At 61.3% G+C, this 24,736-nt stretch carries 23 protein-coding genes; 18 read left to right on the top strand and 5 right to left on the bottom strand.

Annotated features, from left to right (window positions below):
• Positions 1–3: 3 nt before the first annotated feature.
• The 10 genes from waaF (at position 4) to BLU24_RS26180 (ending at position 11,257) form a co-directional block, all read left to right on the top strand.
• Positions 4–1,038 (top strand): lipopolysaccharide heptosyltransferase II, encoded by a 1,035-nt coding sequence (gene waaF, locus BLU24_RS26225; RefSeq protein WP_090280601.1) that lies wholly within the window; start codon positions 4–6, stop codon positions 1,036–1,038.
• 1 nt (position 1,039) lies between these two features.
• Positions 1,040–2,101, top strand: coding sequence for a lipopolysaccharide heptosyltransferase I (waaC, locus tag BLU24_RS26220; protein WP_093105561.1), 1,062 nt, complete (start codon positions 1,040–1,042; stop codon positions 2,099–2,101).
• The gene (locus tag BLU24_RS26215; RefSeq protein WP_093105556.1) at positions 2,101–3,222 is read left to right on the top strand and encodes a glycosyltransferase family 4 protein; all 1,122 of its coding nucleotides are present in this window, start codon (positions 2,101–2,103) and stop codon (positions 3,220–3,222) included. The genes waaC and BLU24_RS26215 overlap by 1 nt, the downstream gene beginning before the upstream one ends.
• Positions 3,222–4,028 carry a lipopolysaccharide core heptose(I) kinase RfaP gene (gene rfaP / locus BLU24_RS26210; RefSeq protein WP_093105551.1) on the top strand — a complete coding sequence of 269 codons (807 nt, stop codon included), beginning with the start codon at positions 3,222–3,224 and terminating at the stop codon, positions 4,026–4,028. The genes BLU24_RS26215 and rfaP overlap by 1 nt, the downstream gene beginning before the upstream one ends.
• A complete protein-coding gene (locus BLU24_RS26205; RefSeq protein WP_090280612.1) occupies positions 4,028–4,762 on the top strand; it encodes a lipopolysaccharide kinase InaA family protein in 735 nt (244 codons plus the stop codon). The genes rfaP and BLU24_RS26205 overlap by 1 nt, the downstream gene beginning before the upstream one ends.
• Positions 4,759–5,511, top strand: a complete 753-nt coding sequence (locus BLU24_RS26200) for a lipopolysaccharide kinase InaA family protein (protein ID WP_093105547.1) — start codon at positions 4,759–4,761, stop codon at positions 5,509–5,511. The genes BLU24_RS26205 and BLU24_RS26200 overlap by 4 nt, the downstream gene beginning before the upstream one ends.
• Entirely contained in the window at positions 5,511–6,980 is a 1,470-nt protein-coding gene (locus BLU24_RS26195; RefSeq protein ID WP_093105543.1) for a lipopolysaccharide kinase InaA family protein, read from the top strand. The genes BLU24_RS26200 and BLU24_RS26195 overlap by 1 nt, the downstream gene beginning before the upstream one ends.
• A gap of 116 nt (positions 6,981–7,096) precedes the next feature.
• Positions 7,097–8,851, top strand: coding sequence for a carbamoyltransferase family protein (locus tag BLU24_RS26190; protein WP_090280623.1), 1,755 nt, complete (start codon positions 7,097–7,099; stop codon positions 8,849–8,851).
• Positions 8,844–9,752 carry a glycosyltransferase family 2 protein gene (locus BLU24_RS26185; protein ID WP_090280625.1) on the top strand — a complete coding sequence of 303 codons (909 nt, stop codon included), beginning with the start codon at positions 8,844–8,846 and terminating at the stop codon, positions 9,750–9,752. Before BLU24_RS26190 ends, BLU24_RS26185 begins: the two co-directional genes overlap by 8 nt.
• Positions 9,753–9,811: 59 nt before the next feature.
• Positions 9,812–11,257 (top strand): hypothetical protein, encoded by a 1,446-nt coding sequence (locus BLU24_RS26180; protein WP_093105539.1) that lies wholly within the window; start codon positions 9,812–9,814, stop codon positions 11,255–11,257.
• Positions 11,258–11,260: 3 nt separating this feature from the next.
• On the opposite strand, the gene BLU24_RS26175 is transcribed toward BLU24_RS26180, so the two are convergent.
• Positions 11,261–11,914: a toluene tolerance protein gene (locus tag BLU24_RS26175; RefSeq protein ID WP_093105535.1), complete on the bottom strand. Its 654-nt coding sequence runs from the start codon at positions 11,912–11,914 to the stop codon at positions 11,261–11,263.
• A 125-nt stretch (positions 11,915–12,039) separates the two neighbouring features.
• Between BLU24_RS26175 and msbA the strand changes: the two genes are divergently transcribed.
• The 7 genes from msbA to BLU24_RS26140 all read left to right on the top strand — a co-directional run bounded on the left by msbA (position 12,040) and on the right by BLU24_RS26140 (position 20,292).
• Positions 12,040–13,860 carry a lipid A export permease/ATP-binding protein MsbA gene (msbA, locus tag BLU24_RS26170; RefSeq protein ID WP_093105531.1) on the top strand — a complete coding sequence of 607 codons (1,821 nt, stop codon included), beginning with the start codon at positions 12,040–12,042 and terminating at the stop codon, positions 13,858–13,860.
• A complete protein-coding gene (locus BLU24_RS26165) occupies positions 13,854–14,750 on the top strand; it encodes a GNAT family N-acetyltransferase (protein WP_093105527.1) in 897 nt (298 codons plus the stop codon). Before msbA ends, BLU24_RS26165 begins: the two co-directional genes overlap by 7 nt.
• Positions 14,751–14,754: 4 nt before the next feature.
• Positions 14,755–16,155: a PIG-L deacetylase family protein gene (locus BLU24_RS26160; protein WP_093105523.1), complete on the top strand. Its 1,401-nt coding sequence runs from the start codon at positions 14,755–14,757 to the stop codon at positions 16,153–16,155.
• A 64-nt stretch (positions 16,156–16,219) separates the two neighbouring features.
• Positions 16,220–17,641: a bifunctional D-glycero-beta-D-manno-heptose-7-phosphate kinase/D-glycero-beta-D-manno-heptose 1-phosphate adenylyltransferase HldE gene (gene hldE, locus BLU24_RS26155; protein WP_093105520.1), complete on the top strand. Its 1,422-nt coding sequence runs from the start codon at positions 16,220–16,222 to the stop codon at positions 17,639–17,641.
• 129 nt (positions 17,642–17,770) lie between these two features.
• Positions 17,771–18,745 carry a glycosyltransferase family protein gene (locus BLU24_RS26150; RefSeq protein ID WP_090280646.1) on the top strand — a complete coding sequence of 325 codons (975 nt, stop codon included), beginning with the start codon at positions 17,771–17,773 and terminating at the stop codon, positions 18,743–18,745.
• Position 18,746: 1 nt separating this feature from the next.
• Positions 18,747–19,433: a hypothetical protein gene (locus BLU24_RS26145; protein WP_093105515.1), complete on the top strand. Its 687-nt coding sequence runs from the start codon at positions 18,747–18,749 to the stop codon at positions 19,431–19,433.
• A 58-nt stretch (positions 19,434–19,491) separates the two neighbouring features.
• Entirely contained in the window at positions 19,492–20,292 is an 801-nt protein-coding gene (locus BLU24_RS26140; RefSeq protein ID WP_093105510.1) for a hypothetical protein, read from the top strand.
• 1 nt (position 20,293) lies between these two features.
• Here BLU24_RS26140 and BLU24_RS26135 read toward each other — a convergent pair whose 3' ends face one another.
• The 4 genes from BLU24_RS26135 to BLU24_RS26120 all read right to left on the bottom strand — a co-directional run bounded on the left by BLU24_RS26135 (position 20,294) and on the right by BLU24_RS26120 (position 23,725).
• Complete coding sequence (locus tag BLU24_RS26135) at positions 20,294–21,262, bottom strand: metal ABC transporter ATPase (RefSeq protein WP_093105507.1); 969 nt, start codon at positions 21,260–21,262, stop codon at positions 20,294–20,296.
• A gap of 31 nt (positions 21,263–21,293) precedes the next feature.
• Positions 21,294–22,106 carry an aldo/keto reductase gene (locus BLU24_RS26130; protein ID WP_093105502.1) on the bottom strand — a complete coding sequence of 271 codons (813 nt, stop codon included), beginning with the start codon at positions 22,104–22,106 and terminating at the stop codon, positions 21,294–21,296.
• Positions 22,103–23,278: an NAD(P)/FAD-dependent oxidoreductase gene (locus BLU24_RS26125; protein WP_093105498.1), complete on the bottom strand. Its 1,176-nt coding sequence runs from the start codon at positions 23,276–23,278 to the stop codon at positions 22,103–22,105. The genes BLU24_RS26130 and BLU24_RS26125 overlap by 4 nt, the downstream gene beginning before the upstream one ends.
• 114 nt (positions 23,279–23,392) lie before the next feature.
• Positions 23,393–23,725, bottom strand: coding sequence for a DMT family transporter (locus BLU24_RS26120; protein ID WP_093105494.1), 333 nt, complete (start codon positions 23,723–23,725; stop codon positions 23,393–23,395).
• 107 nt (positions 23,726–23,832) lie between these two features.
• On the opposite strand from BLU24_RS26120, the gene BLU24_RS26115 reads away from it, so the two are divergent.
• On the top strand, positions 23,833–24,729 hold the full coding sequence (locus BLU24_RS26115) for a LysR family transcriptional regulator (protein WP_093105490.1): 897 nt from the start codon (positions 23,833–23,835) through the stop codon (positions 24,727–24,729).
• Positions 24,730–24,736: the final 7 nt, after the last annotated feature.

Genomic DNA, 24,736 nt, shown 5'->3' with positions numbered 1-24,736 from the left:
CACATGAATATTTTGATCGTTGGGCCCAGTTGGGTCGGTGACATGGTGATGGCGCAGACACTGTTTCAGTGTCTCAGGCAGCGCCACCCGCAATGCGCAATCGACGTGCTGGCGCCCGAGTGGAGCCGGCCGATCCTTGAGCGCATGCCCGAAGTGCGCAAGGCCTTGAGTTTTCCGCTCGGCCACGGCGCGCTGGAACTGGCGACGCGTCGGCGCATCGGCAAATCCCTCGCCGGGCAGTACGATCAGGCGATCCTGTTGCCCAACTCGTTGAAGTCGGCGCTGGTGCCGTTTTTTGCCGGCATTCCCAAGCGCACCGGCTGGCGCGGCGAGTTTCGTTACGGCCTGCTCAACGACGTGCGCACGCTGGATAAAGAACGTTATCCGCTGATGATCGAGCGCTTCATGGCCCTGGCCTACGAGCCGAACGCTGAATTGCCGAAACCCTACCCGCGGCCGAGCCTGCAAATCGATCCGCAGACCCGCGAAGCGGCGCTGGCCAAGTTCGGCCTGAGCCTCGACCGCCCGGTGTTGGCCCTGTGCCCCGGCGCCGAGTTCGGCGAATCCAAGCGCTGGCCGTCCGAGCACTACGCCAAGGTCGCCGAAGCGCGCATTCGCGAAGGCTGGCAAGTGTGGCTGTTCGGCTCGAAAAACGATCACGCGGTCGGCGAAGACATCCGCGCGCGTTTGATTCCGGGCCTGCGCGAGGAATCGGTGAATCTCAGTGGTGGTACTTCGCTGGCCGAAGCCATCGACCTGCTGTCGTGTGCCGACTCGGTGGTGTCCAACGACTCCGGCCTGATGCACGTCGCCGCTGCGTTGAACCGCCCGCTGGTCGCCGTCTACGGTTCGACTTCGCCGGGCTTCACCCCGCCGCTGGCCGAGCAGGTCGAAGTGGTGCGCCTGGGCATCGAATGCAGCCCGTGCTTCGACCGTACGTGCCGATTCGGCCATTACAACTGCCTGCGCCAATTGATGCCGGACGCCGTCAACGACGCCTTGCACAAGTTGCACGGCTCCGTGGTCGAGGTTCATTAAGTTGCGGGTACTGTTGATCAAGACTTCATCGCTGGGCGACGTGATTCACGCGTTGCCGGCGCTGACCGACGCGGCCCGGGCGATCCCCGGAATCAAGTTCGACTGGGTGGTGGAGGAAGGCTTCGCCGAGATTCCGACCTGGCACCCGGCGGTCGGCAAAGTGATCCCGGTGGCGATCCGCCGCTGGCGCAAGAATCTGTGGAAGACCCTCACCAGCGGCGAATGGAAGCGCTTCAAGCAAAGCGTGCGCGCCAATAAATACGATCTGGTGATCGACGCTCAAGGCCTGCTGAAAAGTGCCTGGCTGACCCGCTACGTCAAAGCCCCGGTCGCCGGCCTCGATAAAACCTCGGCCCGTGAGCCGCTGGCGGCGCGTTTCTATGATCGCAAACTGGCCGTGGCCCGTGGGCAGCACGCCGTCGAGCGGGTACGGCAACTGTTCGCCATCGCGCTGGGCTATGACCTGCCCAAAGGCCTGGGCGATTATGGCCTCAACGTCGAGCGCCTGGTCGAGCTGCCGCGCAAGAACGCTTTCGTGGTGTTCCTGCATGGCACCACCTGGGACACCAAGCACTGGCCGGAAATCTACTGGCGCGAGCTGACCGAACGGGTCGGCTACCTTGGCGTCGGCGTGAAGCTGCCGTGGGGCAATGAGCAGGAAAAAGCGCGAGCCGAAAGAATCGCCGCTGGCTTCAAACATGCCGAAGTGCTGCCAAAGCTGAATCTGGCCGGCGTCGGCAAAGTCCTTGCCGGCGCGCAAGCCTGCGTCGCAGTGGACACCGGCCTCGGTCATCTGGCCGCGGCGCTGGACGTGCCGACCCTCTCGCTGTTCGGCCCGACCAACCCGGGCCTGACCGGCGCTTACGGCAAACTGCAGATTCACCTGGCCAGCGATTTTCCGTGCGCGCCGTGCATGCAGAAGAAATGTACCTATCAACCGACCGCGCAGGATGCCCGTCAGTTTGACCTCAAGCGTGAACAGCCACTGTGCTTCACGCGTGTAAACCCCGAGCGTGTCGCCAGCCGACTGAGCACGTTGTTAATGGCTGAGGAGCTGCGCTGATGCAATTGGCATTCGTCCTGTACAAATATTTCCCGTTCGGTGGCTTGCAGCGCGACTTCATGCGCATCGCCCTCGAATGCCAGCAGCGCGGCCATCAGATCCGCGTCTACACGCTGATCTGGGAAGGCGACGTGCCGCCGGGCTTCGAAGTGCTGGTAGCGCCGGTCAAGGCATTGTTCAACCATCGCCGCAACGAAAAGCTCAGTGCGTGGATGCAAGCAGATCTTGCCAAGCGTCCGGTCGACAGGCTGATCGGCTTCAACAAGATGCCCGGACTCGACGTCTATTACGCGGCCGACGGCTGCTTCGAAGACAAAGCACAGAATCTGCGCAACTCGCTGTACCGCCGTTGGGGCCGTTACCGCCACTTCGCCGAGTACGAGCGCGCCGTGTTCGCGAAAGACGCGAAAACCGAAGTGCTGATGATTTCCGAAGTGCAGCAGCCGCTGTTCATCAAGCATTACGACACCCCGCTCGAACGCTTCCATCTGCTGCCGCCGGGCATTGCCCAGGACCGTCGACGCCCGGCGAATGCCGATGAAATTCGCGCCGGGTTCCGTGCTGAATTCAATCTCGGGGACGACGAGCTGCTGCTGGTGCAGATCGGTTCCGGCTTCAAGACCAAAGGCGTCGATCGCAGCCTCAAGGCGCTCGCCGCGCTACCCGCGGAACTGAAGAAACGCACCCGGCTGTTTGTAATCGGCCAGGATGACCCCAAGTTATTCCAGATGCAGAGCGCGACGTTGGGCCTTGGCGACAACGTGACGTTCCTCAAGGGCCGCAGCGATATCCCGCGTTTTCTGCTCGGCGCCGACCTGTTGATCCACCCGGCGTACAACGAGAACACCGGCACTGTGCTGCTTGAAGCGCTGGTCGCCGGCCTGCCGGTACTGGTCAGCGCGGTCTGCGGTTATGCCCATTACATCGCCGAGGCCGACGCCGGGCGAGTACTGGACGAACCCTTCGAGCAGACGCAGTTGACGCAATACCTGACTGACATGTTGAGCGACGACGCTGCACGGGCGGCCTGGAGCCGCAATGGTCTGGCCTTCGCCGAGACGGCCGACCTCTACAGCATGCCGCAGCACGCGGCCGATGTGATTCTGGCGGAGCACGCTTAATGAAGTTGATGCTGGCTGAACCGTTCAAAAGCCTTTGGGCCGGACGCGATCCGTTCGCCGAAGTCGAAGGCTTGCAGGGCGAGGTATACCGCGAGCTGGAAGCGCGCCGGACACTGCGCACGGAAGTCGATGGCCACGGATTTTTCGTGAAGATCCACCGTGGCATCGGCTGGGGCGAAATCTTCAAGAACCTGCTGACGGCCAAGCTGCCGGTGCTCGGCGCGGGCCAGGAATGGCAGGCGATTCAGCGTCTGCAGGAAGTCGGCGTGCCAACCATGACCGCTGTCGCCTATGGCGAGAAGGGCAGCAACCCGGCGGATCAGCATTCGTTCATCGTTACCGAAGAACTGGCGCCGACCATCAGCCTGGAAGATTTCAGCATCGACTGGGTCAAGCAGCCGCCCGAGCCAAAACTCAAGCGCGCATTGATTGCCGAGGTCGCACGCATGACCGGCATGATGCACCGTGCCGGCGTCAATCACCGCGATTGCTACATCTGTCACTTCCTGCTGCACACCGATAAACCGGTGACGCCGGAAGATTTCAAGCTGTCGGTGATCGATCTGCACCGCGCGCAGACCCGCACGGCGATTACCCAGCGCTGGCGCAACAAGGATCTGGCGGCGCTGTACTTTTCTGCGCTGGACATCGGCCTGACCCGCCGCGACAAGCTGCGTTTTCTCAAGGACTATTTCCAGCAGCCGCTGCGCCAGATCCTTGCCGAAGAAGCGCCGCTGCTGAACTGGTTGCAAGGCAAGGCCGACAAGCTCTACGCACGCAAACAGCGTTACGGGGATGCGCTCTGATGGCGGGGTGGATTCTGGAGCCGGCCTACAGCGACCTCGCCGAAGATTTCGGCAGTCTCGAAGCGGTGTTTGCCCTGCAAGGTGAGCGCCTGACCCGCGACCCGTTGTCCGAGGTGATTCGCGTGCAGCGCAACGGCGTCAATTACTACGTCAAACGCTACGTCGGCGCCGGTAAAGGCTTGCGCCGTTACCTCGGCAAGCCGCGGGTGAAGATGGAGTGGCAGAACCTCAAGCGCTTCGCCAAGTGGGGCATTCCCACTGCCGAAGTGGTCGCCTGGGGTCTTGAGCGACGCGGTGCAGCGTATGATCGCGGCGCGATGATCACCCGCGAACTGCCGCATACCGAAGACCTCTCTGCGCTTGCCGAACGCAAGGACCCGAAACTCAAGGATCGCGCCTGGGTCGACGGCATCAGTCAGCAACTGGCCGGTTATACCCGGACAATGCACGATCACCGTTTTACCCATAACGATCTGAAATGGCGCAACCTGTTGATTGACGATCAGGCGCACATCTTTCTGATCGACTGCCCCAATGGCGAGTTCTGGCGTGGCTTCTGGCTCAAGTATCGGATCACCAAGGATCTGGCCTGTCTCGACAAGCTCGCCAAATATCACCTGTCGAACACCCAGCGCCTGCGCTTTTACAAGCAGTATCGCCAGTGCGATCGGCTTGATAGCGCCGACAAGAAGCGGATTCGGCACGTGGTGAGATTTTTCGAGGGACGTGAATGACTGATTTTCTGGCCGAAGATGACCGCGCACTGCTGGCGCGTCATGGCCTGGACACTTTTGATGCGCTGTGGGCAAAAGAGCTTGAGGCCGTGGACGAACCCAATACCGCCGGCGGTGGCTGGAGCAGTGTGTTTCGTCTGAATCTGGAGGGGCAGGGGTATTACCTCAAGCGCCAGAGCAACTATCTGACGCGCACGCTGCATGCGCCGTTCGGCGAGCCCAGTTTTGCCCGCGAATTTCGCAACATCAGCCGCTATCGCAAGCTCGGCATACCGGCGCTGCAAGCGGCGTTTTTCGGTGAGCGCAAGGTCAACGGTGAGGTTCGCGCGATTCTGCTGACCCGCGCGCTGGACGGCTGGAACGATCTGGATTCGCTGTTGCAACGCTGGGCGCAACTCGACCGCGCGCAGCAGTCGGCGATCCTGCGTGCCTGCGGGCAGCTGGCGCAGCGCCTGCATGGTGTGCGTCAGGTGCACGGTTGTTTTTATCCCAAGCATATTTTCTTGCGGGCCGTGGGTGACGAATACCAGGCGCAATTGATCGATCTGGAAAAGACCCGGCCGTTGCTGTTTGGCGTGCGCGACCGCATCAAGGATCTGGAGCCGCTGCAGCGCCGTGCGCCGCAGTGGACCGAGGCGCAACTGCGCGAGTTGCTGGCCGCTTATCTGGATCAGCCTGGCGACAGCTCGCTGGTCGACAGCTGGCTTGCCCGGCTGACCGCGCGTCGCACGCACAAGGAGACGCGCTGATGCGATTGTCCGAACTGGCCAATGTAGGGCGTACCCCGGCGCTGCCGCTGACAGTAACGCTGGCCGATGCCGCCGGCAGTGCCGACTTGCAACTGTTGAGTCTGCTGCGGGTATTGCCGGGGCAGCGTTATGTGGGCGCCGGCGTCTGGCGCGGCCGGCCGGTGCTGGCCAAACTGCTGGTTGGCAGCAAGGCCGCGCGGCATTTTCAGCGTGAGCTGCAAGGCGTGCGTCTGCTGGCTGAGCAAGGCATGACCACACCGCTGCTGCTGGCCGATGGGTTGACCAGTGGCGAGGGCGGCTGGCTGCTCTTCGAGTTTCTTGAAAACGCTGAAAGCCTTGGCGACGCCTGGGCGCAAGTCGAGTCCCTGCCGGTTTTAGCTGACGAGCAGTCCGCGGTGCTGGCCGAGGCGCTGGGCGCGATTGGCCAATTGCACGGCAAAGGCCTCTGGCAGGAAGACCTGCACCTGAACAATCTGCTGCGCCATGGCGGCCAGTTGTACTTGATCGACGGCGCCGGTATTCGCGCGGAAACCGCCGGGCAACCGTTGTCGCGGCAAAAGGTTCTGGAAAACCTCGGGGTGTTTTTCGCCCAGTTGCCCAAGACGCTTGAACCGTTCACCGAAGAGTTGCTGGTGTATTACCTGCTGAGCAACAGCGAGCACGCGTTGCCGCTGGAAGCCTTGCAGAAACAGATCGACAAAGTGCGCCGTTGGCGACTGAAGGACTTCCTGCTCAAGGTCGGCCGCGAATGTACGCTGTTCAGCGTACGACGCGGCGCATTCGGCCTGCGGGCGATCCGCCGCGAAGAAGAAGCGGCGATGGTGCCGGTGCTGGAGCAGGCCGATGCATTGCTTGATCAGGGGCATCTCTACAAGACCGGCGGCGCGGCGAGCGTCGGCAAGGTTCAGGTGGGCGAGCGCACGCTGGTGATCAAGCGCTACAACATCAAGGGATTCGCGCACTGGCTCAAGCGCTTCTGGCGGCCGAGCCGTGCGTGGCACTCATGGCGCGAAGGCAATCGCCTGGCGTTTCTCGGGATCGCCACACCCAAACCACTGGCCGTGCTGGAAAAACGCTTTCTTTGGCTGCGCGGTCGCGCCTGTCTGGTGACCGAGTTCCTGCCGGGACCGGACATCATCGAGCGCTTTGCGCCTTATGTCGAAAGTGGCGAAGCCCCCGAGGCGGAACTGCAGGCACTGGATCTGCTGTTCGCGCAATTGATCAGCGAGCGCATCAGTCACGGTGATTTCAAGGGCCACAACGTATTCTGGCAGGAGGATCGCTGGGCATTGATCGATCTGGACTCGATGTGCCAGCACGGCTCTGTCGGCAGTTTCGCGCAGGCTTACGTCCGTGACCGCGCGCGATTCATGCGTAACTGGCCGCAAGGCAGTGCATTGTATCGGGTCATCGATCAGCGGTTACCGAATGAGGTGGCCGATTCATCCTCGGCCAATCGCACAGGGTAATTCCCCTCTCGTTTACGCTATAATCCCGCGCTTTAGCTGTCTCTCGCCTGTGCGGGGATACATCAATTTTTCAAGGCGCATCGCGCCTGTACGCAGACTTAAGAGGCTAGACCCCTGTGGCATTGACGATTCTTGGCCTGTCCGGCGCCCTTAGCCATGACCCTTCAGCAGCCTTGTACATCGACGGCAAGCTGGTGGCGGCGGCTGAGGAAGAGCGCTTCGTACGCGATAAGCATGCAAAGAACCGCATGCCCTACGAGTCGGCGAAGTTCTGTCTGGAACAGGCCGGCATCAAGCCGTCCGATGTTGACGTGGTCGCGATCCCGTTTGCCCCGATCAGCCTCTTCGGCAAGGCCCGCTGGCACTACGCCAAGCGCTACTGGTACGCCCCGGATCGCGCCCTCGATGCGATCCTGATGGGCAACCGCCGCTACAAGCGCTACCGCAACAAGATCGTCTGGTGCCTTGAACAACTGGGTTTCGATCCGAAAAAGATCAAGATCGAGCCGGTCGAGCATCATCTGGCCCACGCCTCCAGCGCTTACCACTGCTCCGGTTTCAAGGAAAAAACCGCGATCCTCGGGATCGATGGCAAGGGCGAGTACGCCACGACTTTCTTCGGCTATGGCGAAAACGGCAAGATCCACAAGATCAAGGAATTCTTCGATCCGGACTCCCTCGGCGGTCTGTACGGGGCGATCACCGAGTTCCTCGGCTTCGAAATGCTCGACGGCGAATTCAAGGTCATGGGCATGGCGCCCTACGGTGATGCCAGCAAGTACGACTTTTCACGTCTGGCCTCGTTCGAGAACGGCGAGCTGGTGATCAACACCGACTACGCCAACGTGATCGGCCTGCGTCGCTACAAGGAGAAGGGCAAAGGCTTTTACTTCTCACCGAAGCTGATCGAATGGCTGGGCCCGAAGCGCGAAGGTGATATCGCTGACGAGCCTTACATCCATTACGCCGCGAGCATGCAAGCGCTGTTCGAGAAGCTGGCGTTGCAGATGATCGACCACTATCTGGGCGACGTGCTCAAGGAAACCGGCAAGCTGGCGTTCGCCGGTGGCTGTGCGTTGAACGTCAAGCTGAACCAGAAAATCATCGCCCGCGACGACATCAAGGAGCTGTTCGTGCAGCCTGCCTCCGGCGATGCCGGCACCGCAGTGGGCGCCGCCGCCTACGTGTCGCATGCCCGTGGCGTACCGGTGGAGAAGATGGAACACGTCTATCTCGGCCCGTCCTACAGCAACGAAGACGTGATCGCCGCGTGCGCCCGTCACGCCAACAAGCCGGCCTGGCGCAAGCTCGACAACATGCCGGAGCAGATCGCCAGAATCATGGTCGACGGCAACCCGGTCGCCTGGTTTCAGGGGCGCATGGAGTTCGGCCCGCGTGCCTTGGGTGGTCGTTCGATCATCGGTTGCCCGAGCGTCGCCGGCGTGGCCGACCGGATCAACCACCAGATCAAGTTCCGCGAGCGCTGGAGGCCTTTCTGCCCGTCGATGCTCGACACCGTTGCGCCGCAGATGATCAAGATCGATCATCCGGCACCGTTCATGACGTTCACCTTCGAAGTCGCTGAAGAGTGGAAAACCCGCGTACCGGAAGTTGTCCACGAAGACGGCACTTCTCGCGCCCAGGTACTCAAACGCGAATACAACCCGCGCTACTACGACATGATGAAGGCGCTGGAAAACCTCACCGGCAACGGTGTATCGCTGAACACCTCGCTCAATCGTCGTGGCGAGCCGATGATCTGTTCGCCGACCGATGCGCTGAACATGTTTTTCGGTTCGGATCTGGAATACCTGATCATGGAAGATATTCTGGTCGTGAAAGAGGGTGTGAAAGGATACGAACTTGACTGAGACACTGATCAGCGTCGTCATTCCGGTCTACAACTACGCGCGAACGCTTTCACGTGCAGTGGAGTCGGTGTTGGCGCAGCTGGACGAGGCGGTGGCGGATTTACTGGTCATTGACGATGGGTCGACGGACGACACGCCTCAGGTCGTCGAACAGCTCTTGCTCAAGCATGGCGGGCGCTTTCGTGCGCTGCGCAAAAGCAATGGTGGATTGTCCTCGGTGCGCAATCTTGGCATCGAGGAAACCACCGGGCAGTTTCTGGTGTTTCTCGATTCCGATGATGAGATGGCGCCCGGCGCATTGGCGGCGCTGTCGCAACACATCACCGGTAACCCGCAAAGCCGGATGGTGATCGGGTCGCATTGGTCAGTGTTCGCTGATGGCAAGCGTAGCTTGCAGGCCGTCAGGCCACTGCCGGCGGCGCCGCGACAGCGGTTGCAGGGTTACTTGCTGGACAAGACCGTGTCTATTTCAAATGGCGCGTGTGCGATGCATCGCAGCGTTTTCGGCCCGGGCAATTATCCTGAGCATCTGCGCAACGTTGAAGACTTGCCGGTATTTGCCCAGGTTCTGGCGCGTTTTCCATGCAGCGTCGTGAACGAACCGTTGGCGCTCATTCACAAGCATGCGGACAGCATGCGCCATGATTTGCGCCAAAGCCTTGCGGCCGGCACCGATCAGGTGGTCAACGAAGTGTTCTCCCGCCGGCGCATGCCTGAACAGATGCAGGATTTGCGTCAGGCATTTCTGGCACAGCGTTGTCTGTCCTTGTTTCGCGATTGCTACTCGCACGGCGAATACCAATTGGCCAAGGACTTCTATTTAAAGGCCTTGCGTGCTGACTGGCGCACGATCAAGCGTTGGTCCTACGCGCGCAAGGCATTGCGATCATTATTTCGGTAAATCGCAGGGAAGAGTGTGTACCTGATTATGGATGAGGTGGCTGGGTGAGGGTTGTGAGCATGAAGATTGGGGCTCAAGTCTCCCGGATCATCGATGGATATCCTGTAGGGCTGGCATTCTTTGGCAGTGTGCTGTTATCGCTGATCGCTGTGTTGGGCACGGCGACGGTGGGGCGTGATGCCGCGCTGTACATCGATATTGCACAACAGGTCACCGAGCTCGGGCCCAATGTGGCGTGGGCTACGTTCGACTGGCCGTGGTTTTCGTTATTGCTCGCCGCCACGCACAGTGTTTTGCGTTTGCCGCTGGAACTGAGTGCATATCTCTGGTGCGGTCTGTTTTTCGCCGGTACCAGCGCGTTGATGGTCGATTGCGTGCGCCAGCGTTCGCCTGATCTGGCGCGGTGGGCCTGCCTTGTCGTGCTGGCGATGCCGGCGGTCAACGCCTTTCGAAACGACATCATCCGCGAATGCGGCTTCTGGTTTTTCTGCACCTTGACGCTCTGGCTCGCGTCGCGCTGGCAATCGCGCGGCGGTTGGCTGTGGGCGGCCGCCATTCATCTGGCGATTGCTGCTGCAGCGCTGTTTCGCCTTGAGGCGCTGCTGCTGGTGCCGGCTCTGGCACTCTGGCAACTGCCCAATCTGTGGACGCCGAACCGTCGCATGCAATTCGTGCAGTTCTCGATTCTGCCGATGGCAGGCCTGCTGTTGGTGGTCGTAACGGGTGTGTTGATGTCGGCGCGGGTCGTGCTTTATCTGGACATGATCGAGCCTCGCGGAGTGTTCGCCTCGTTTCAGATGTTGTGCGATCAGTTCGGCAATTCGCTGATCAACAAATACTCCCGGGACGAAGCTGGCCGTATCATCTTTTTTGGCATCCTGGCGACGATGACTATCTCGTTCGTCAAGTTGATGGGGCCGTTCGCTGTGCCGTTCGTACTGCGCCGCAATTGGGGCGTGCTCGGCACTTACTGGCGCGATTACCGCCCGTTCGCCTGGGCGGCGTTGTTGTATGTGGTGGTGCTGGTGCTGTTTTTCATCAAGCAGCAGTTCATGAACGCCCGCTACTTGAGCTTCCTCAACCTGTTGTTCGTGCCGGTGATGGCGATGGGGCTGGCGGCGTTCGTTCGCCAGTTTCCGCGGCTGGGCAAGGCTCTGGTGGTTCTGGGCTTGCTGATGATGCTGGCGAACGTGGTGTCTACCGGGGCCGGCAAAACGCATTACGTTGCCGCTGGGCGCTGGGCCTCAAGCCACATCGAGCGCGGCGTGCCGACCTACTTCGAAGACGGCCGGATCAGTTATTACGCCGGTCGCGGTTATGTGCTACCCAGCCTGACCCGCGAAGAAGCGATGTCGCCGACGCATGCAGCAAAATTCCGCTATTTCGTGATCGAGGCGAAGGGCGATGAGCCGTGGCTGAAGGAGTGGCTGGCGGCGCATCGGATGCGCGTGCTCGAACACTTCGAGAATCGCAAGGGTGCTGCGATCGTGGTCATCGGACGCTGAGGCTTACACCAGCAACGGCCGCAGGCGCGAGATCAGTGGCGCCTGGCGGTTGCTCGGCAGCGCCTGGCGGTAGCCTTCGATAAAGCTGTCGCCGGCATCGTCGCCGAGCAACCACTGACGGTCTTCCTTGTAGCGCAGCAAGTGCGCGAAGTTGCGCAGGCGTTTGCTGTCACTCAGGGCTCGTTTTTGGCAGCGCAGATCGGCGATGTCGATCAGGCCCAGTTGGTTGTCCGGGGTCAGCACCACATTGCCGAAGTGCAGCGATCGGAAATACACGCCTTTTTCATGCAGCAGGGCGAAGTAGCTGCCCAACTGCTTTCTCAGTGAATCGCCATCCTCGGCAGAGCCTTGTAGCTGGCGCACCGTGCTGCCTTCCAGTGGACTGTAGTAAACACCGTCGCGCTCGATACTCGGGATGCGATAGACCGCGATGACTTGCGGGCAAAGAATGCCGCGTTGCTGAAGCGCCCGGGTGTTGTTGGCAAAGCGCTGCGCGTAGGGGAAGAACAGCGCCGAGCTGAGCAAGCGCTTGCGACGGAACAGTTTGAGCATGCGGCCGTCGGCCAGCCTCAGCACCTTGTCGCCGGAACCGTCGGCCTCCAGAACCTGTGCACCTTTGCGCAGTGCCTCGTAAGTGCTGTGGTCAATCGATTGCATAGCGGGCTCCCCATCGTTAGCGGCGTATCTTAACCGACTTGGTCAAAGGCTGGCGCGCCGTCATGTTTATCGGGGAAAAAAGGCCTGTGATATCATCCCCGCCTCACTGAATTGTGCGGATCACCATGAGCAGTCCTGAACCGAAAGCCCAGTCAACGCTGGCGATCTACTTCCGCCTTTTGGCTTACGTGCGGCCCTATGCCGGTCTCTTTCTCCTCAGCATCGTCGGGTTTCTGATTTTCGCATCGACCCAGCCGATGCTCGCCTACATCCTCAAGTACTTCGTCGACGGGCTGGCCAATCCTGAAGCCAGCCTGTTCCCGGGCAACCCTTATCTGGGCGATTTGCAATTGCTGCAAACCGTGCCGCTGATGATTGTGTTCATCGCCCTGTTGCAGGGCGTGGGTTCGTATCTGGGTAACTTCTTTCTCGCCCGGGTTTCTCTGGGACTGGTGCATGACCTGCGGGTGGTGCTGTTCAACAAACTGCTGGAGTTGCCCAACCGCTTCTTCGACAAGAACAACTCCGGTCATCTGATTTCGCGCATCACCTTCAACGTGACCATGGTCACCGGCGCGGCAACGGACGCGATCAAAGTGGTTATCCGCGAAGGCATGACCGTGATCTTTCTGTTCTGCACGTTGTTGTGGATGAACTGGAAGCTCACCCTGGTGATGGTGGCGATCCTGCCAGTCATCGGCATCATGGTGAACAGCACCAGCAAGAAATTCCGCAAGCAGAGCAAGAAGATCCAGGTGTCGATGGGCAACGTCACGCATGTGGCCTCCGAGACCATCCATGGTTATCGCGTCGTGCGCAGCTTTGGCGGTGAAAGCTATGAGAAGCAACGCTTTCGCGATGCCAGCCAGAGCAATACCGACAAGCAACTGACGATGACCAAGACCGGCGCGGTGTACACGCCGATGCTGCAATTGGTCACGTACAGCGCCATGGCCGTGGTCATGTTCCTCGTGCTTTACCTTCGCGGCGATGCCTCGCCTGGCGATCTGGTGGCCTACATCACCATGGCGGGCCTGTTGCCCAAGCCGATCCGGCAGTTGTCGGAAGTCAGTTCGACGATTCAGAAAGGCGTGGCCGGTGCCGAGAGCATTTTCGAGCAACTGGATGAGCCGGCCGAGGTGGATCAGGGCACCGTCGAGCGCGATCGTCTCGAAGGACGCCTGGAAGTGCGCAACCTCAGCTTCCAGTACCCGGACACCGACAAACCGGTGCTCAACGACATCAGCTTCAGCGTCGAGCCGGGGCAGATGGTTGCGCTGGTCGGGCGTTCGGGCAGCGGCAAGTCGACTCTCGCCGGGTTGATTCCGCGCTTCTACCAGCACGAGCACGGGCAGATTCTGCTCGATGGCGTTGAAGTCCAGGACTTCACCCTGCGCAGCCTGCGCCGCCAGATCGCACTGGTGACCCAGGCCGTGACGCTGTTCAACGACACGGTCACCAACAACATCGCTTACGGCGACCTCGCCGGTGCGCCGCTGGATGAAGTCAAACGTGCGGCTCGCGAGGCTTACGCCGACGAGTTCATTGCCAAGATGCCTCAAGGTTACGAAACCATGGTCGGTGAAAACGGCGTGCTGTTGTCCGGCGGTCAGCGTCAACGCATCGCCATCGCTCGCGCCTTGCTCAAGGATGCGCCGTTGCTGATTCTCGACGAGGCCACTTCGGCCCTCGACACCGAATCGGAGCGGCACATTCAGGCGGCGCTGGATCACGTTGTGCAAAACCGCACCACGCTGGTCATCGCGCACCGCTTGAGTACCATCGAAAAAGCCGACCTGATTCTGGTCATGGACGAAGGGCGAATCGTTGAGCGTGGCTCCCATGTGCAATTGCTTGAGCAAAACGGCTATTACGCGCGACTGCACGCCAAGGAATTCGAAGAAGGTGACGAGCCTCAGCCGACCCACGCGACCGACGTATGCTGACGGTGTTTCGCAGCTTTCGTGAGCGTGGCTGGACCGAGATCGACCGCGACAGCTATGCCCGGGCCTGGCAGCGTTTCGGCGGCAGTTTCGCGACGCATCCCGACGTGGTCGAACGCTTGTCGAGCTTCGTGGATATCGAGTTGCGCTATCTGGGCTGGCTGGTCGGCGGAGAAATCGTCGCCGCCGTGCCGTGCTGGGGCCGGCATGTGGCGTTGTCCAAGGAAGTGCTCAAGCGCGAGGGCAAGCGCGGCTTGCTCGACATGGGCAATGCGGAAATCATTCTGCCAATTGCGGCTGAGGTGGTGGTGCCGGTGCGCCAGCGCATGGCTTACGTGTCGCAGCTCAATGCCACGCAGATCAGCACGTTGAAACCGCAGCCTGAAGGCTTGGCCCTTGCGCGATTGCCGGAAGAGTATTCGAAGAAATTCCGCTACAACCAGCGCCGCGAGCAGCGTCTGCTGGAAGAAGCGGGCGGGTCACTGGTGCCGATGTCCGACTTCACTGCGCAGGAGCAGGCCGCCGCTTACGGCGATCTGTTTCAGCGCCGCTGGGGTTTTGAAGTGCCGGGCAAGGCCGGGCTGGTCGAAGTGTTCAGCTTGTTGCGCGAGTTCATGACCGGCTCGGTGGCGATGCTCGATTCGGCACCGGTGGCCATTCAGGTGTTGTATCGCGTCGAGGCCCCACAGTGGGTTTCGCTGGAGTACATCAACGGTGGCGTCGATCCGCAAAGCCGCGAATTCAGCCCCGGCAGCGTGCTGAGTTTCGTCAACACCCAGCAGGCGTGGGCGGATGCCCAGGCGCTGGGCAAGCCGCTGCGTTATTCGTTCGGCCGTGCCGATCGGGAATACAAGGATCGCTGGTGCCACACGGTGCCGGTCTACAAGGTCTGAATCGATGAGCGCACGCAAGCAGCAACTCCTCAAGGCCCACCGGCGCAACAAGCGCCTGTTCCTGTTCGGCTTTTTGCTGGCGCTGTTGCTGATCGGGGTTCTGGTCAAATGGTGGCTGGTGCCGCTGTTGCTGGTGCTGGCGTGGATCGCTCATGAGGCGTGGTTCGCCGATCATCTGTTCTATCGGCCGTCTGACGACTATCAATACAACTTCCCCCCACAGACCGCGCGGCAAACCGTGAGCGTCGACGGCGGTTTGGTGCGCCTGAGCGAGCCGTTGGCACCGGGCGAGACGCTGGTGCTGGAACTGGAGCTGAAGACGACCTGGCTGGGGCGCTGGCTCGACCCGTATGTTCAGGTCGGTGATGACCGTCAGGAATTCGAGCGCGGAGTGCGTGGCCGGCGCTTCCTCAATCTGTCCGGGCAGGAGATGGCCTTGGCGCAAGGTTCGCTGACCCTGCGCGGCCACCATTGCGTGCCAGGGAGCACGGGTGTGCTGTGGATCATGGTCAACCCCGATTTCAGCCAGCAACGGGTAATGGTCATCGCGCCGCATGCCGATGACGCTGAACTGGCAGCGTTTGGCCTTTACAGCCGTTGCGATGACGTCAGCATCGTCACGTTGACCCAAGGCGAAATCGAGGCCGAAGACTACCAGCGGCTGGGGCTCGATCAAGCCGCAGCGGCGCGCCTGAAGGGGCGTTTGCGCAGCTGGGACAGCCTGGTGATTCCGCTCTGGGGCGGCGTGCCCGCAGAGCGCTGTGTGCAACTGGGTTATTACTGTCTGCAACTGCCGGCGATGGCCGCAGCGCCAACGACAGCGTTCGGCTCGCGCGAATCGCAGGAAAGCGACGTGCGCAGTGTGCGGCGGCACAATCCGTTGCGCCTGCCCGCCGATAGCGACGGTCAGCCGACCTGGGAGAATCTGCTCGGCGATCTGACTGCGCTGCTTGAGCACTATCGACCCGAAGTGCTGGTGACACCGCATCCCGAACTCGATCCGCACAGTGATCATGTCGCGTCGACGCAAGCGTTGCTCGAGGCGGTCAGCCGCAGTCAGTGGAAGCCAAACACGCTGCTGATGTACGCCAACCATCTGCACGACAACGATCGCTGGCCGATGGGCCCTGCAGGTTGCGGTATTGCGCTGCCGCCGGCCATCGAGCCATTGCCGGCCGATCGCTTGTGGAGCCCGCAGCTGTCGGCGCCGGTGCAACTGGACAAGGCCATGGCACTGGCCATGGAGCATGATCTGCAGGGCGCCGAGGTGTTCAAGCGCAAACTGCGCCGCTGCATCCAGCAGGGTCTGGCGGGCCGGCGCTGGCCTGTCACAGGCAGTAACGAGTTTTTCCGCAAGGCTGTGCGGCGTCATGAATTGTTCTGGGTGCGCGACCTTTCAGAATGAGGCGGACGGCGCTTTACCCTGTGGTAATATCGCGCCCCTGTTCATTTTGTATGTGGGTTGCTCCATGAAGTTGTCCATGCCGCGTTTCGATCAAGCCCCGGTCTTGGTAGTCGGCGATGTCATGCTCGACCGCTATTGGCATGGCGGAACCTCACGGATTTCCCCTGAGGCGCCGGTGCCGGTGGTCAAGGTCGAGCAAATCGAAGACCGTCCAGGCGGTGCCGCCAACGTTGCCCTGAACATTGCCGCGCTGGGTGCGCCGGCCTCGCTGGTGGGTGTGACCGGCGACGACGAAGCCGCCGACAGCCTGAGCAACAGTCTCAAGGGGGCGGGCGTACGGGCGCTGTTCCAGCGCATTGCGCACCAGCCGACCATCGTCAAGCTGCGGGTCATGAGCCGGCACCAGCAATTGCTGCGTATCGATTTCGAAGAGCCCTTCGCCACCGATGCTTTGGCCCTGGGCTCGCAGGTCGATGACTTGCTCGAAGGCATCAAGGTGCTGGTACTTTCCGATTACGGTAAAGGCGCGCTGAAAAATCATCAGGCGCTGATCCAGGCCGCCCGCGCGAAGAACATTCCGGTGCTGGCCGATCCGAAAGGCAAGGATTTTTCGATCTATCGTGGTGCCAGCCTGATCACTCCCAATCTCAGCGAATTCGAAGCCATTGTCGGCGGCTGCGCCGATGAGCATGAGCTGGTGAGCAAGGGCGCCACGCTGATGCACGACCTCGAACTCGGTGCGCTGCTGGTGACCCGCGGCGAGCACGGCATGACCCTGCTGCGCCCGGACCAACCGGCGCTGCACCTGCCAGCGCGAGCCCGCGAGGTATTCGACGTCACCGGTGCCGGTGACACGGTGATTTCCACTCTGGCCGCAGCGATTGCCGCCGGTGAAGACCTGCCCCATGCGGTCGCGCTGGCCAATCTGGCCGCCGGCATCGTGGTCGGCAAGCTTGGTACGGCCGCCATCAGTGCCCCGGAACTGCGTCGCGCGATCCAGCGTGAAGAGGGTTCCGAGCGCGGTGTATTGGGCCTTGAGCAATTGCTGCTGGCGGTAGCCGATGCCCGCGCGCACAACGAGACAATCGTTTTCACCAACGGCTGCTTCGACATTCTGCATGCCGGGCATGTGACCTATCTGGAGCAGGCGCGAGCGCAGGGCGATCGTTTGATCGTCGCGGTCAACGACGACGCCTCGGTCAGCCGCCTCAAGGGGCCAGGCCGGCCGATCAACAGTGTGGACCGGCGCATGGCGGTCCTTGCCGGGCTGGGTGCGGTGGACTGGGTGATCAGCTTCTCCGAAGGCACCCCGGAAAACCTGCTGCGCGAAGTCAAGCCGGACGTGTTGGTCAAAGGTGGCGATTACGGCATCGATCAGGTGGTCGGCGCCGATATCGTCAGCGCTTACGGCGGCACCGTGAAGGTGTTGGGACTGGTGGAAAACAGCTCGACGACTGCGATTGTCGAGAAGATCCGCAGTCGCTGACCCGATGAATCTTTACCGTTGTGTACTGCGTGTGAACGGATTTTGCCTTGGGGATCTCACCGTTTCCGTTGAAGTTGGCAGGTTTGAATCCGCTGCGCGTGCCTGCCAATGTCGCGTGGTCAATAACCTATGAAAGTCATGCTCCTGGTGATGGACGAACAGCGGGTCATTCTTGACCGGCTCTACGACATCGTGCAGCAGAACTGTGATGAATGTGTCATCCATCGTTTGACCAAACAGCAGCAGATGAACCTGGGGCCGTTTCTGGCCTCGGTGGAGTATCAGACCTTCGATCGTGTGGTGATTTTCTCCCGTGTCAAACGCCTGGCCCCGCAGTTGCGGGTGCTCAAGTGCATTCCGGGGCTGGTTTTCCTTGAACACGACGCCTATCAGAACTACATGCCGGCCAGTAAATACCGCGGTGTGTATTCGCGGTTGTACCGGCGGCTGCCGAGTTGCCGGGCGCTGGTCTCCGGGGCGGTGGTCGCACGCAAGATGCTCGCCGAGGGCATCGATACGGTGTTCGTCTCCAAGGGTTATGACGAGCAGATGCTGCACAACACCGGCGTCGAGCGCGACATTCCCATCGGTTTTCTCGGCAGCCTGAAAAGCACCGAGTACGCCGAACGCAAGGCCATGCTCGAGTCGCTTTCACGGCGGACCGGAATGCTGGTGACCCGAACGAAGTCCGGTGAGGAATACCTGCAAACCCTCAACCGCATCCGCATTTTCGTCAGTGCCGACATCGGCATGAACGAGTTCATGATCAAGAACTTCGAGGCCATGGCCTGCGGCTGCGTGCTGCTGGCCTGGAGCCAGGGTGAAGAAGACCGCTTGCTCGGTTTCGAAGACATGCACAACACCGTGTTCTATCGCAGCGAAGAAGAAGCGGTGGAGAAGATCAAGCTGCTGCAGGGCGATCCCGAGCTGGCCGAGCGCATTGCCCGCAATGGCCAGGCGTTTGCCGAGAGCCGCTATTCGTTTGCTCGTGTCGGGCAAGCCCTGGCGGCAGAAATCCAGCGCGAAATGCGCCCATGGCAACCACCGTCGGCATTCACGCAATGGTGGGTGAAGGTGCGTTACGGAATGAAGGTGCCGGTCTGAAATGAAGGAGCAACCCATGGCGCTGGATGCGCTGCCTGGTGGCGATCAGGCGGTCTTCGAGGCATTGCCGGCAGAGCTGCGCGCCTGCCTGGGTCGTGCGGCGCGGGTGGTGCTGATCGCCAATAACCCGGCCATCACCGCGGCGGATTTCCAGGCGCTGAACATCGGTGCCGATGACGTCGTGGTCAGCTTCAATACCTGCATCAAGGCAACGCTGCTCAACGAGCAAAGCGTCAATGTCTTCGTGCACGGTTACAACGCCCCGGACGCGTACTTTTTTGGACTGCCCTACGGGCCTCACGTACAGCACATGTTCGAATGCTCGGGCGAACGCTGTTTCAGCATGCTGGTGGGCTGCGCCGCGCCGATGTGCCCGTTGCCGCGCGTGGCCATGTACCGGGATCGCATCCCGCTGCCGCCGCTGTGGCACTATCCGGTTGACCGTCCGGGCGGCAAACGCTATGTCGGGCCATCTACCGGGTTCAATACGCTGGTGCTGTTTGACTGGCTACGGGGCGAGGCCGGCTATGGCTATGAGTTGCTGACCCTGGGTTTTTCCAACGAGGCCGGGAAACTCTGGGGTGGGCACGCCTGGGACTACGAGCGCGACTGGCTGCGCCAATCGAATATCGTCGCCATAGCGCTACAACCGCAGCGCTGGTGGCAAAAGCTGTTTCGACGAAAGTAAGCGACATCGTGTATCCGGATGCCGGCAGGCCCGAACGACTATCAAAAGGTGCTGTTGAGTGTTGAAAATCGCCGTGGCTTTTTTCGGAATCCCGAGAAATTCGCAGATCTGTTTTCCCTCCATTGAACAGAATGTCCTGGCGCAGTTGCCGGCAGGCAGCGAGGTCCAGTGCTTCTACCATCTGTACCAGGTTGATGAAGTGCAGAACGCGCGCTCCGGTGAAAAAGGCGCGCTGACCGCTGACAACTACCAGCCTTTCGAGGCGATGACCGGCACGCTGACGTCGACCGAAGGCGTGCTGGAACGCTGGGATTTTGAACGGGTCAAGTCGCTCGGTGACACCTGGGCCGATGGCTATGCGTCGCTGCGCAATCTGATTTACCAGCTCAATTCGCTGCACACCGTGACTACGATGATCGAAGCCTTCGACCCGGACTTCGTCGTTTACGTGCGCCCGGACAATTTCTTCCACACGGCATTGCCCGGCTACGTGTTCAATCACGCCCAGGCTCGGCGGCACCACGCCTATATTCCTGACTGGCAGTGGTGGGGCGGGCTGAATGATCGATTCGCGGTATGCGGACGCGATACGTACGTTGCGTATGGCAAACGCATCGAGCGGATCTTCGACTTCTGCAAGGCCACCGGCAGAAAACTGCATTCCGAACGCTTGCTCAAATACGCGCTGCAGCAGGCCGGCGCGAAAATCTGCACGCTGCCGACGCAGGCGTCACGGGTACGCATTACCGGTGCCTTCGCCGAAGAGTCGTTCTCGCCCAAGCGCGGCATGGGCAAGCGTGAGAACCGCTACTTTCATTTCTTCGCGACCCTGCGCACCTGGTTTGATCGCCGCCGATAGTTCAGGACTTGGCCGGTTTCTTTTTGCCCAGGCCCACCAGCCGCAGCGCCTTGATGCTCAACTGCTTGAGCCCTGAACGCGGCGCTTTGGCCGGTTGCAGCCCTTGTTGCACCAGCCAGTCCTTCCAGCGAATCCGCTCCTCGCGCACCACCCAGCCTTGCTGAGTGGCAAAGCTCTCGGCCAGATAAAGCCCGCGGGTACTGGCCGGAACCAGCTTGTCGCGCTTGAGCGTGTACAACTCGGCCACTGGCGCGCCGTCCTTGAGCGGCATCAGGTAGAGGTCGGGGCGCTTGCGATCGAGGCGGGCCACCAGTTGATCACCTTCCAGCCGTTCATCGACGTGGAACAGGCTCAGAGACTTGGCTTCCTTGGGCACGTCCAGGCGCAAGTCGTAGATCAATTGCAGGGAAGCGGTCGGCAGGTGCACATAGGCCCGCGGTCGCTCGAGCAGTTGCAGGCTGGCGCAACGCACCGGACGTGCCGAGCCGGACAGCGGCGTCAGGCGAAACGGCAGGGCCTCGCGATAATGCAGAGCCGCCGAGTAAGGGGCTGGTAGCCAAGTGTCGTTGAAACGTCCGCCGAGCCAGCCTTCCGGCGTTTCCAGCAGACACTCCTCAGCAATTTCCTGGATGGCGGTGTGCAGCGGGAGGTTCAGTTCGTGGGCCGGTACGTAACCGGAGATCAATTTCAGCACCACGTCGCCACGATCCTGCCGGCGTTGGCGCACCAGCACCCAAAAATCGCGATTCTGCCAGTGCAGGGTCAGGCGCACCGAGACGCCAAGGTTGGCAAGTTCCAGCGAGAAGTGCTCGGCATCGGCCACGCTCACCGGTTTGCGTCGCTGCAGGGTCTGCGCGAAATTCAGCGGCATGCCGACGCTCTGGTAGCTCAGGCCTTCGGCAGTGGCTTCGACGAACAGCGGCAGGGTCTTGAAGTTGCTCGGGTTCTTGCGGATGAGCGTGCGCGGCATATCGGCTCCTGCTTAAGGCCGCGAAGCGGCGTCAGTGACCACGAAGGACCTGGGCAACGGTCGCAACGTTGTGGGCGAGGTGCAGCGGATTGATCGTGCCGACAATAGCACTGGCTACGCCAGCTTGCGCGAACAGCAACTCGAAACTGGCCCGCACCGGATCCACGCCCGGACTCAGACAGACGTGACCGCTGGCCAAGGCTTTTTTCACCAGAATGGCTTTGCCGTGGGCAGCAGCATAGTCAATGACTGCCTTCTCGTTTTGTTCGTTCAGATTGTAGGTGACCATGGCGCAGTCGCCTTGCTCGAGTGCCTTGAGACCGCCTTCGACGGTTTTGCCGGAAAAGCCGAAGCCGCGAATCTTGCCTTCCGCCTTGAGCGCCCTGAGCGTTGCGTAAACCTCTTCGTGCTCAAGAATCGCCAAGTCGTTACCGTCGGAGTGCACCAGCACCAGATCGATAAAATCGGTTTCCAGACGTTGCAGGCTGCGTTCCACCGACATTCGCGTGTGCGCTGCGCTGAAATCGTGGCGCGACAAGCCGTCGGCAAATTCCTCGCCGACCTTGCTGACGATCACCCAGTCCTGACGCTGGCCGCGCAGCAACGGGCCGAGGCGTTCTTCGCTGCGGCCATAGGCCGGGGCGGTGTCGATCAGGTTGATGCCCAGCTCGCGGGCCTGACGCAGCAGCATGCGCGCCGCATCATCGTCGGGAATCTGAAAGCCGTTGGGGTATTTCACCCCTTGATCGCGGCCGAGTTTGACCGTGCCCAGACCCAGCGGCGAAACCGTCAGGCCCAGGCTGCCCAATGGACGATGTAAATCATGCAGGGTGGCGATGGTCATGGCAGCAATTGCTCCCAGGCCGGGACGCCCAGCGGCGGTTTTGGCAGTGGCGGCAATGGCTCGGTGGCTTGCGGCGCGATACCGTCGCGTTCCAGTGCGGCGATGACGCGATCGGCAAAGTCCGGCGCCAGCGCCAGTTTGGTCGGCCAGCCGACCAGCAATCGGCCCTGTTCGGCGAGAAACGCGTTGTCTGGCCGCGTCAGCCCGGTTTGCAGCGGCTCGGCGCGGTCGACGCGCAGGGTCGCCCATTGCGTGGTGCTGAGGTCGATCCACGGCAGCAACTGAGCAATTTCCTTTTGCGCGGTGGCGATCTGCTCGGCCGGCTCGCGATGCACGCCTTCGCTCTCGGCGATATCGCCACCCATGTACCAGACCCACTGACCATCAGCGGCCGGGTGGGTAGTCACGGTAATACGGGGTTTGGTCCCGCCGCCCAGGCAGTGGGCGTACAGCGGTTTCAGGCCCGGGCCTTTGGCGAGGATCATGTGCAGCGGCCGGCGTTGCATCGCCGGTTGGCTGAGGCCGAGCACTTCGAGCAACTGCGCGGTGCCGGCGCCGGCACTGAGGACGATGCGTTGCGCGTGAATGGCGCGACCGTCGACTTTCAGGCCGACCAGCACGCCATCTTCAAGCAGCGGCTCGATGGATTGCCCGGCGAGCAGGCCATCGCCGGCCAGGTCGGCCAGCCGCTGGATCAGGCTCGGCACGTCGACCACCAGTTCGGCGAGACGGTAAACCTTGCCTTTGAAGCGTTTGTCTCGCAGGGCCGGCGGCAGTTCATCGCCCTTGACCTGATCGACGCGGCCACGCACGGCTTTGCTGGCGAAGAAACTGGTGAGGTTGCCGGCAAGTGTGCCCGGTGACCACAGGTAATGGGCTTCGGACAGCAGGCGCACGCCAGTCAGGTCCAGCTCGCCGTTGCCGGCCAGGGCTTCGCGCCAGCGCCGCGGCATATCAGCGATCGCTTCCGACGCCCCGGTCAACGCGCCGTGCAAGGCATATTTGGCGCCGCCATGAATGATTCCCTGCGACTTCACGCTTTGCCCGCCGCCGAGGCTGGCGCTTTCCACCAGCACGGTCGAAAAACCCTGACGGCGCAGACGCGCGTTCAGCCAGAGGCCGGCGACACCAGCGCCGACAATCAGAACGTCGGTGGAAATAACGGATGGCATGCAGCGACCTCAGGGTATAGAGAAGCTGCAAGTTTCAAGCTTCAAGCTGCAAGCTGCAACCTGAAGCGTCAAATCGGTCGCTTGCGGCTTATTGCTGGAAGCTTGTTGCTGCCCTCAGTGGCCGGCGGTTTTGGAAAACAGCTGGATGACGACCACGCCCAGTACGATCAGCGCCATCCCCAGCATCGCCGGGATATCCAGTTTCTGCCCGTACAGAAACAGCGCTGCGACACTGACCATCACGATGCCCATTCCCGCCCACACGGCGTAGGCCACGCCGACCGGCACGGTGCGTACCACCAGCGTCAGCATCCAGAACGCGATCGCATAGCCGACGATGACCAGAATCAACGGCAGCGGCGTGCTGAAGCCTTTGACGGCTTTCATCGACACGGTGGCGATCACTTCGGCGCAGATTGCGATGGCGAGGTAGGCGTAGGCGTTCATGGTTTCAATCCTCGATAAAATTTTGCTCACTGAGGCGGCATTCTAGGGATTCGCCAGATGCGGTAAAGTCATTACCTATCTGTTCTGTAGATGGGTTGGTAAGCCACATGCAATGGAATCTGGACCAGTTGCGCGTATTTGTAGAGGTCGCCGAACAGCGTTCGTTCTCCGCCGTGGCGCGTCAGCAGCGCAAGGCGCAATCAGCTATCAGCAGCACGATCGCCATGCTCGAAGCTGACTTGGGCGTGAGCCTTTTCGAACGCAGCAGCGGGCGTCAGCCGACGCTCACCGAGGCGGGGGAAGCGTTGCTGGAAGAAGCCCGGGAAGTGCTGCGCCAGTGCGAACGTCTGAACGGCCGCGCCATGGCGATGCTGCGCGGCCAGGAAGCGCAGTTGCGCGTGGCGCAGGATGAGGCGATGCCGTATCAGGCGCTGGTGGAAAGTTTCGGTGAGTTGGCCGAGCAGTTTCCCAGTCTCGAAGTGCAACTGACCAGCGCTGCCCAAGGCGAAGTCGCACACAAACTGGTCGAGCGCCGCGCCGATCTCGGCCTGTTGTTTTATCACGATGAAATTCCCGAAGCGCTCGAACGGCGTGTGCTCGGCAGTGTAGAAATGGTCACGGTGTGCGGCATCCATCATCCATTGGCGTCGCAGCCTTACGTAACCTGCCAACAATTGGCGCAGCACCGGCAATTGCTGATGTCGACACAAACCAGCGTCTACCCCGGCAACGAAGCGGCCAGCCCGCAAGTGTGGCGCGCCGACAGTTTCTATGTGATGTCCGAATGGCTGGTGCGCAACCTTGGCTGGGCCTGGTTGCCGCGCCATGTGGTGCAGTATTCGGCCTATCAAGGGCAAATGGTCGAACTGGCCAGCGAATGGACCCCGCCGGCACTGGTGGTGGAACTGGTCTGGCGCCGTGACGAGCCGCTCGGCCCGGCCGCGCGCTGGCTGGCCGAACGTTTTGCCGTGCACTTGCGCGCGATCGGCGACAAAAGTCGATAAACTCCGC

Origin of the sequence: Pseudomonas sp. Z003-0.4C(8344-21) (genome assembly GCF_900104975.1) — a bacterium.
GTDB lineage: Bacteria > Pseudomonadota > Gammaproteobacteria > Pseudomonadales > Pseudomonadaceae > Aquipseudomonas > Aquipseudomonas granadensis.
The sequence above is the reverse complement of the archived record's forward strand: the minus strand, read 5'-3'. Positions and strand labels throughout refer to the sequence as shown.

What these genes read in the sequence shown, in the direction of transcription:
- waaF (WP_090280601.1), top strand. Translation starts at nt 4, where the DNA reads ATGAATATTTTGATCGTTGGGCCCAGTTGGGTCGGTGACATGGTGATG.
- BLU24_RS26215 (WP_093105556.1), top strand. Translation starts at nt 2,101, where the DNA reads ATGCAATTGGCATTCGTCCTGTACAAATATTTCCCGTTCGGTGGCTTG.
- rfaP (WP_093105551.1), top strand. Translation starts at nt 3,222, where the DNA reads ATGAAGTTGATGCTGGCTGAACCGTTCAAAAGCCTTTGGGCCGGACGC.
- BLU24_RS26205 (WP_090280612.1), top strand. Translation starts at nt 4,028, where the DNA reads ATGGCGGGGTGGATTCTGGAGCCGGCCTACAGCGACCTCGCCGAAGAT.
- BLU24_RS26200 (WP_093105547.1), top strand. Translation starts at nt 4,759, where the DNA reads ATGACTGATTTTCTGGCCGAAGATGACCGCGCACTGCTGGCGCGTCAT.
- BLU24_RS26195 (WP_093105543.1), top strand. Translation starts at nt 5,511, where the DNA reads ATGCGATTGTCCGAACTGGCCAATGTAGGGCGTACCCCGGCGCTGCCG.
- BLU24_RS26180 (WP_093105539.1), top strand. Translation starts at nt 9,812, where the DNA reads ATGAAGATTGGGGCTCAAGTCTCCCGGATCATCGATGGATATCCTGTA.
- BLU24_RS26175 (WP_093105535.1), bottom strand. Translation starts at nt 11,914, where the DNA reads ATGCAATCGATTGACCACAGCACTTACGAGGCACTGCGCAAAGGTGCA.
- msbA (WP_093105531.1), top strand. Translation starts at nt 12,040, where the DNA reads ATGAGCAGTCCTGAACCGAAAGCCCAGTCAACGCTGGCGATCTACTTC.
- BLU24_RS26165 (WP_093105527.1), top strand. Translation starts at nt 13,854, where the DNA reads ATGCTGACGGTGTTTCGCAGCTTTCGTGAGCGTGGCTGGACCGAGATC.
- BLU24_RS26160 (WP_093105523.1), top strand. Translation starts at nt 14,755, where the DNA reads ATGAGCGCACGCAAGCAGCAACTCCTCAAGGCCCACCGGCGCAACAAG.
- hldE (WP_093105520.1), top strand. Translation starts at nt 16,220, where the DNA reads ATGAAGTTGTCCATGCCGCGTTTCGATCAAGCCCCGGTCTTGGTAGTC.
- BLU24_RS26150 (WP_090280646.1), top strand. Translation starts at nt 17,771, where the DNA reads ATGAAAGTCATGCTCCTGGTGATGGACGAACAGCGGGTCATTCTTGAC.
- BLU24_RS26145 (WP_093105515.1), top strand. Translation starts at nt 18,747, where the DNA reads ATGAAGGAGCAACCCATGGCGCTGGATGCGCTGCCTGGTGGCGATCAG.
- BLU24_RS26135 (WP_093105507.1), bottom strand. Translation starts at nt 21,262, where the DNA reads ATGCCGCGCACGCTCATCCGCAAGAACCCGAGCAACTTCAAGACCCTG.
- BLU24_RS26130 (WP_093105502.1), bottom strand. Translation starts at nt 22,106, where the DNA reads ATGACCATCGCCACCCTGCATGATTTACATCGTCCATTGGGCAGCCTG.
- BLU24_RS26125 (WP_093105498.1), bottom strand. Translation starts at nt 23,278, where the DNA reads ATGCCATCCGTTATTTCCACCGACGTTCTGATTGTCGGCGCTGGTGTC.
- BLU24_RS26120 (WP_093105494.1), bottom strand. Translation starts at nt 23,725, where the DNA reads ATGAACGCCTACGCCTACCTCGCCATCGCAATCTGCGCCGAAGTGATC.
- BLU24_RS26115 (WP_093105490.1), top strand. Translation starts at nt 23,833, where the DNA reads ATGCAATGGAATCTGGACCAGTTGCGCGTATTTGTAGAGGTCGCCGAA.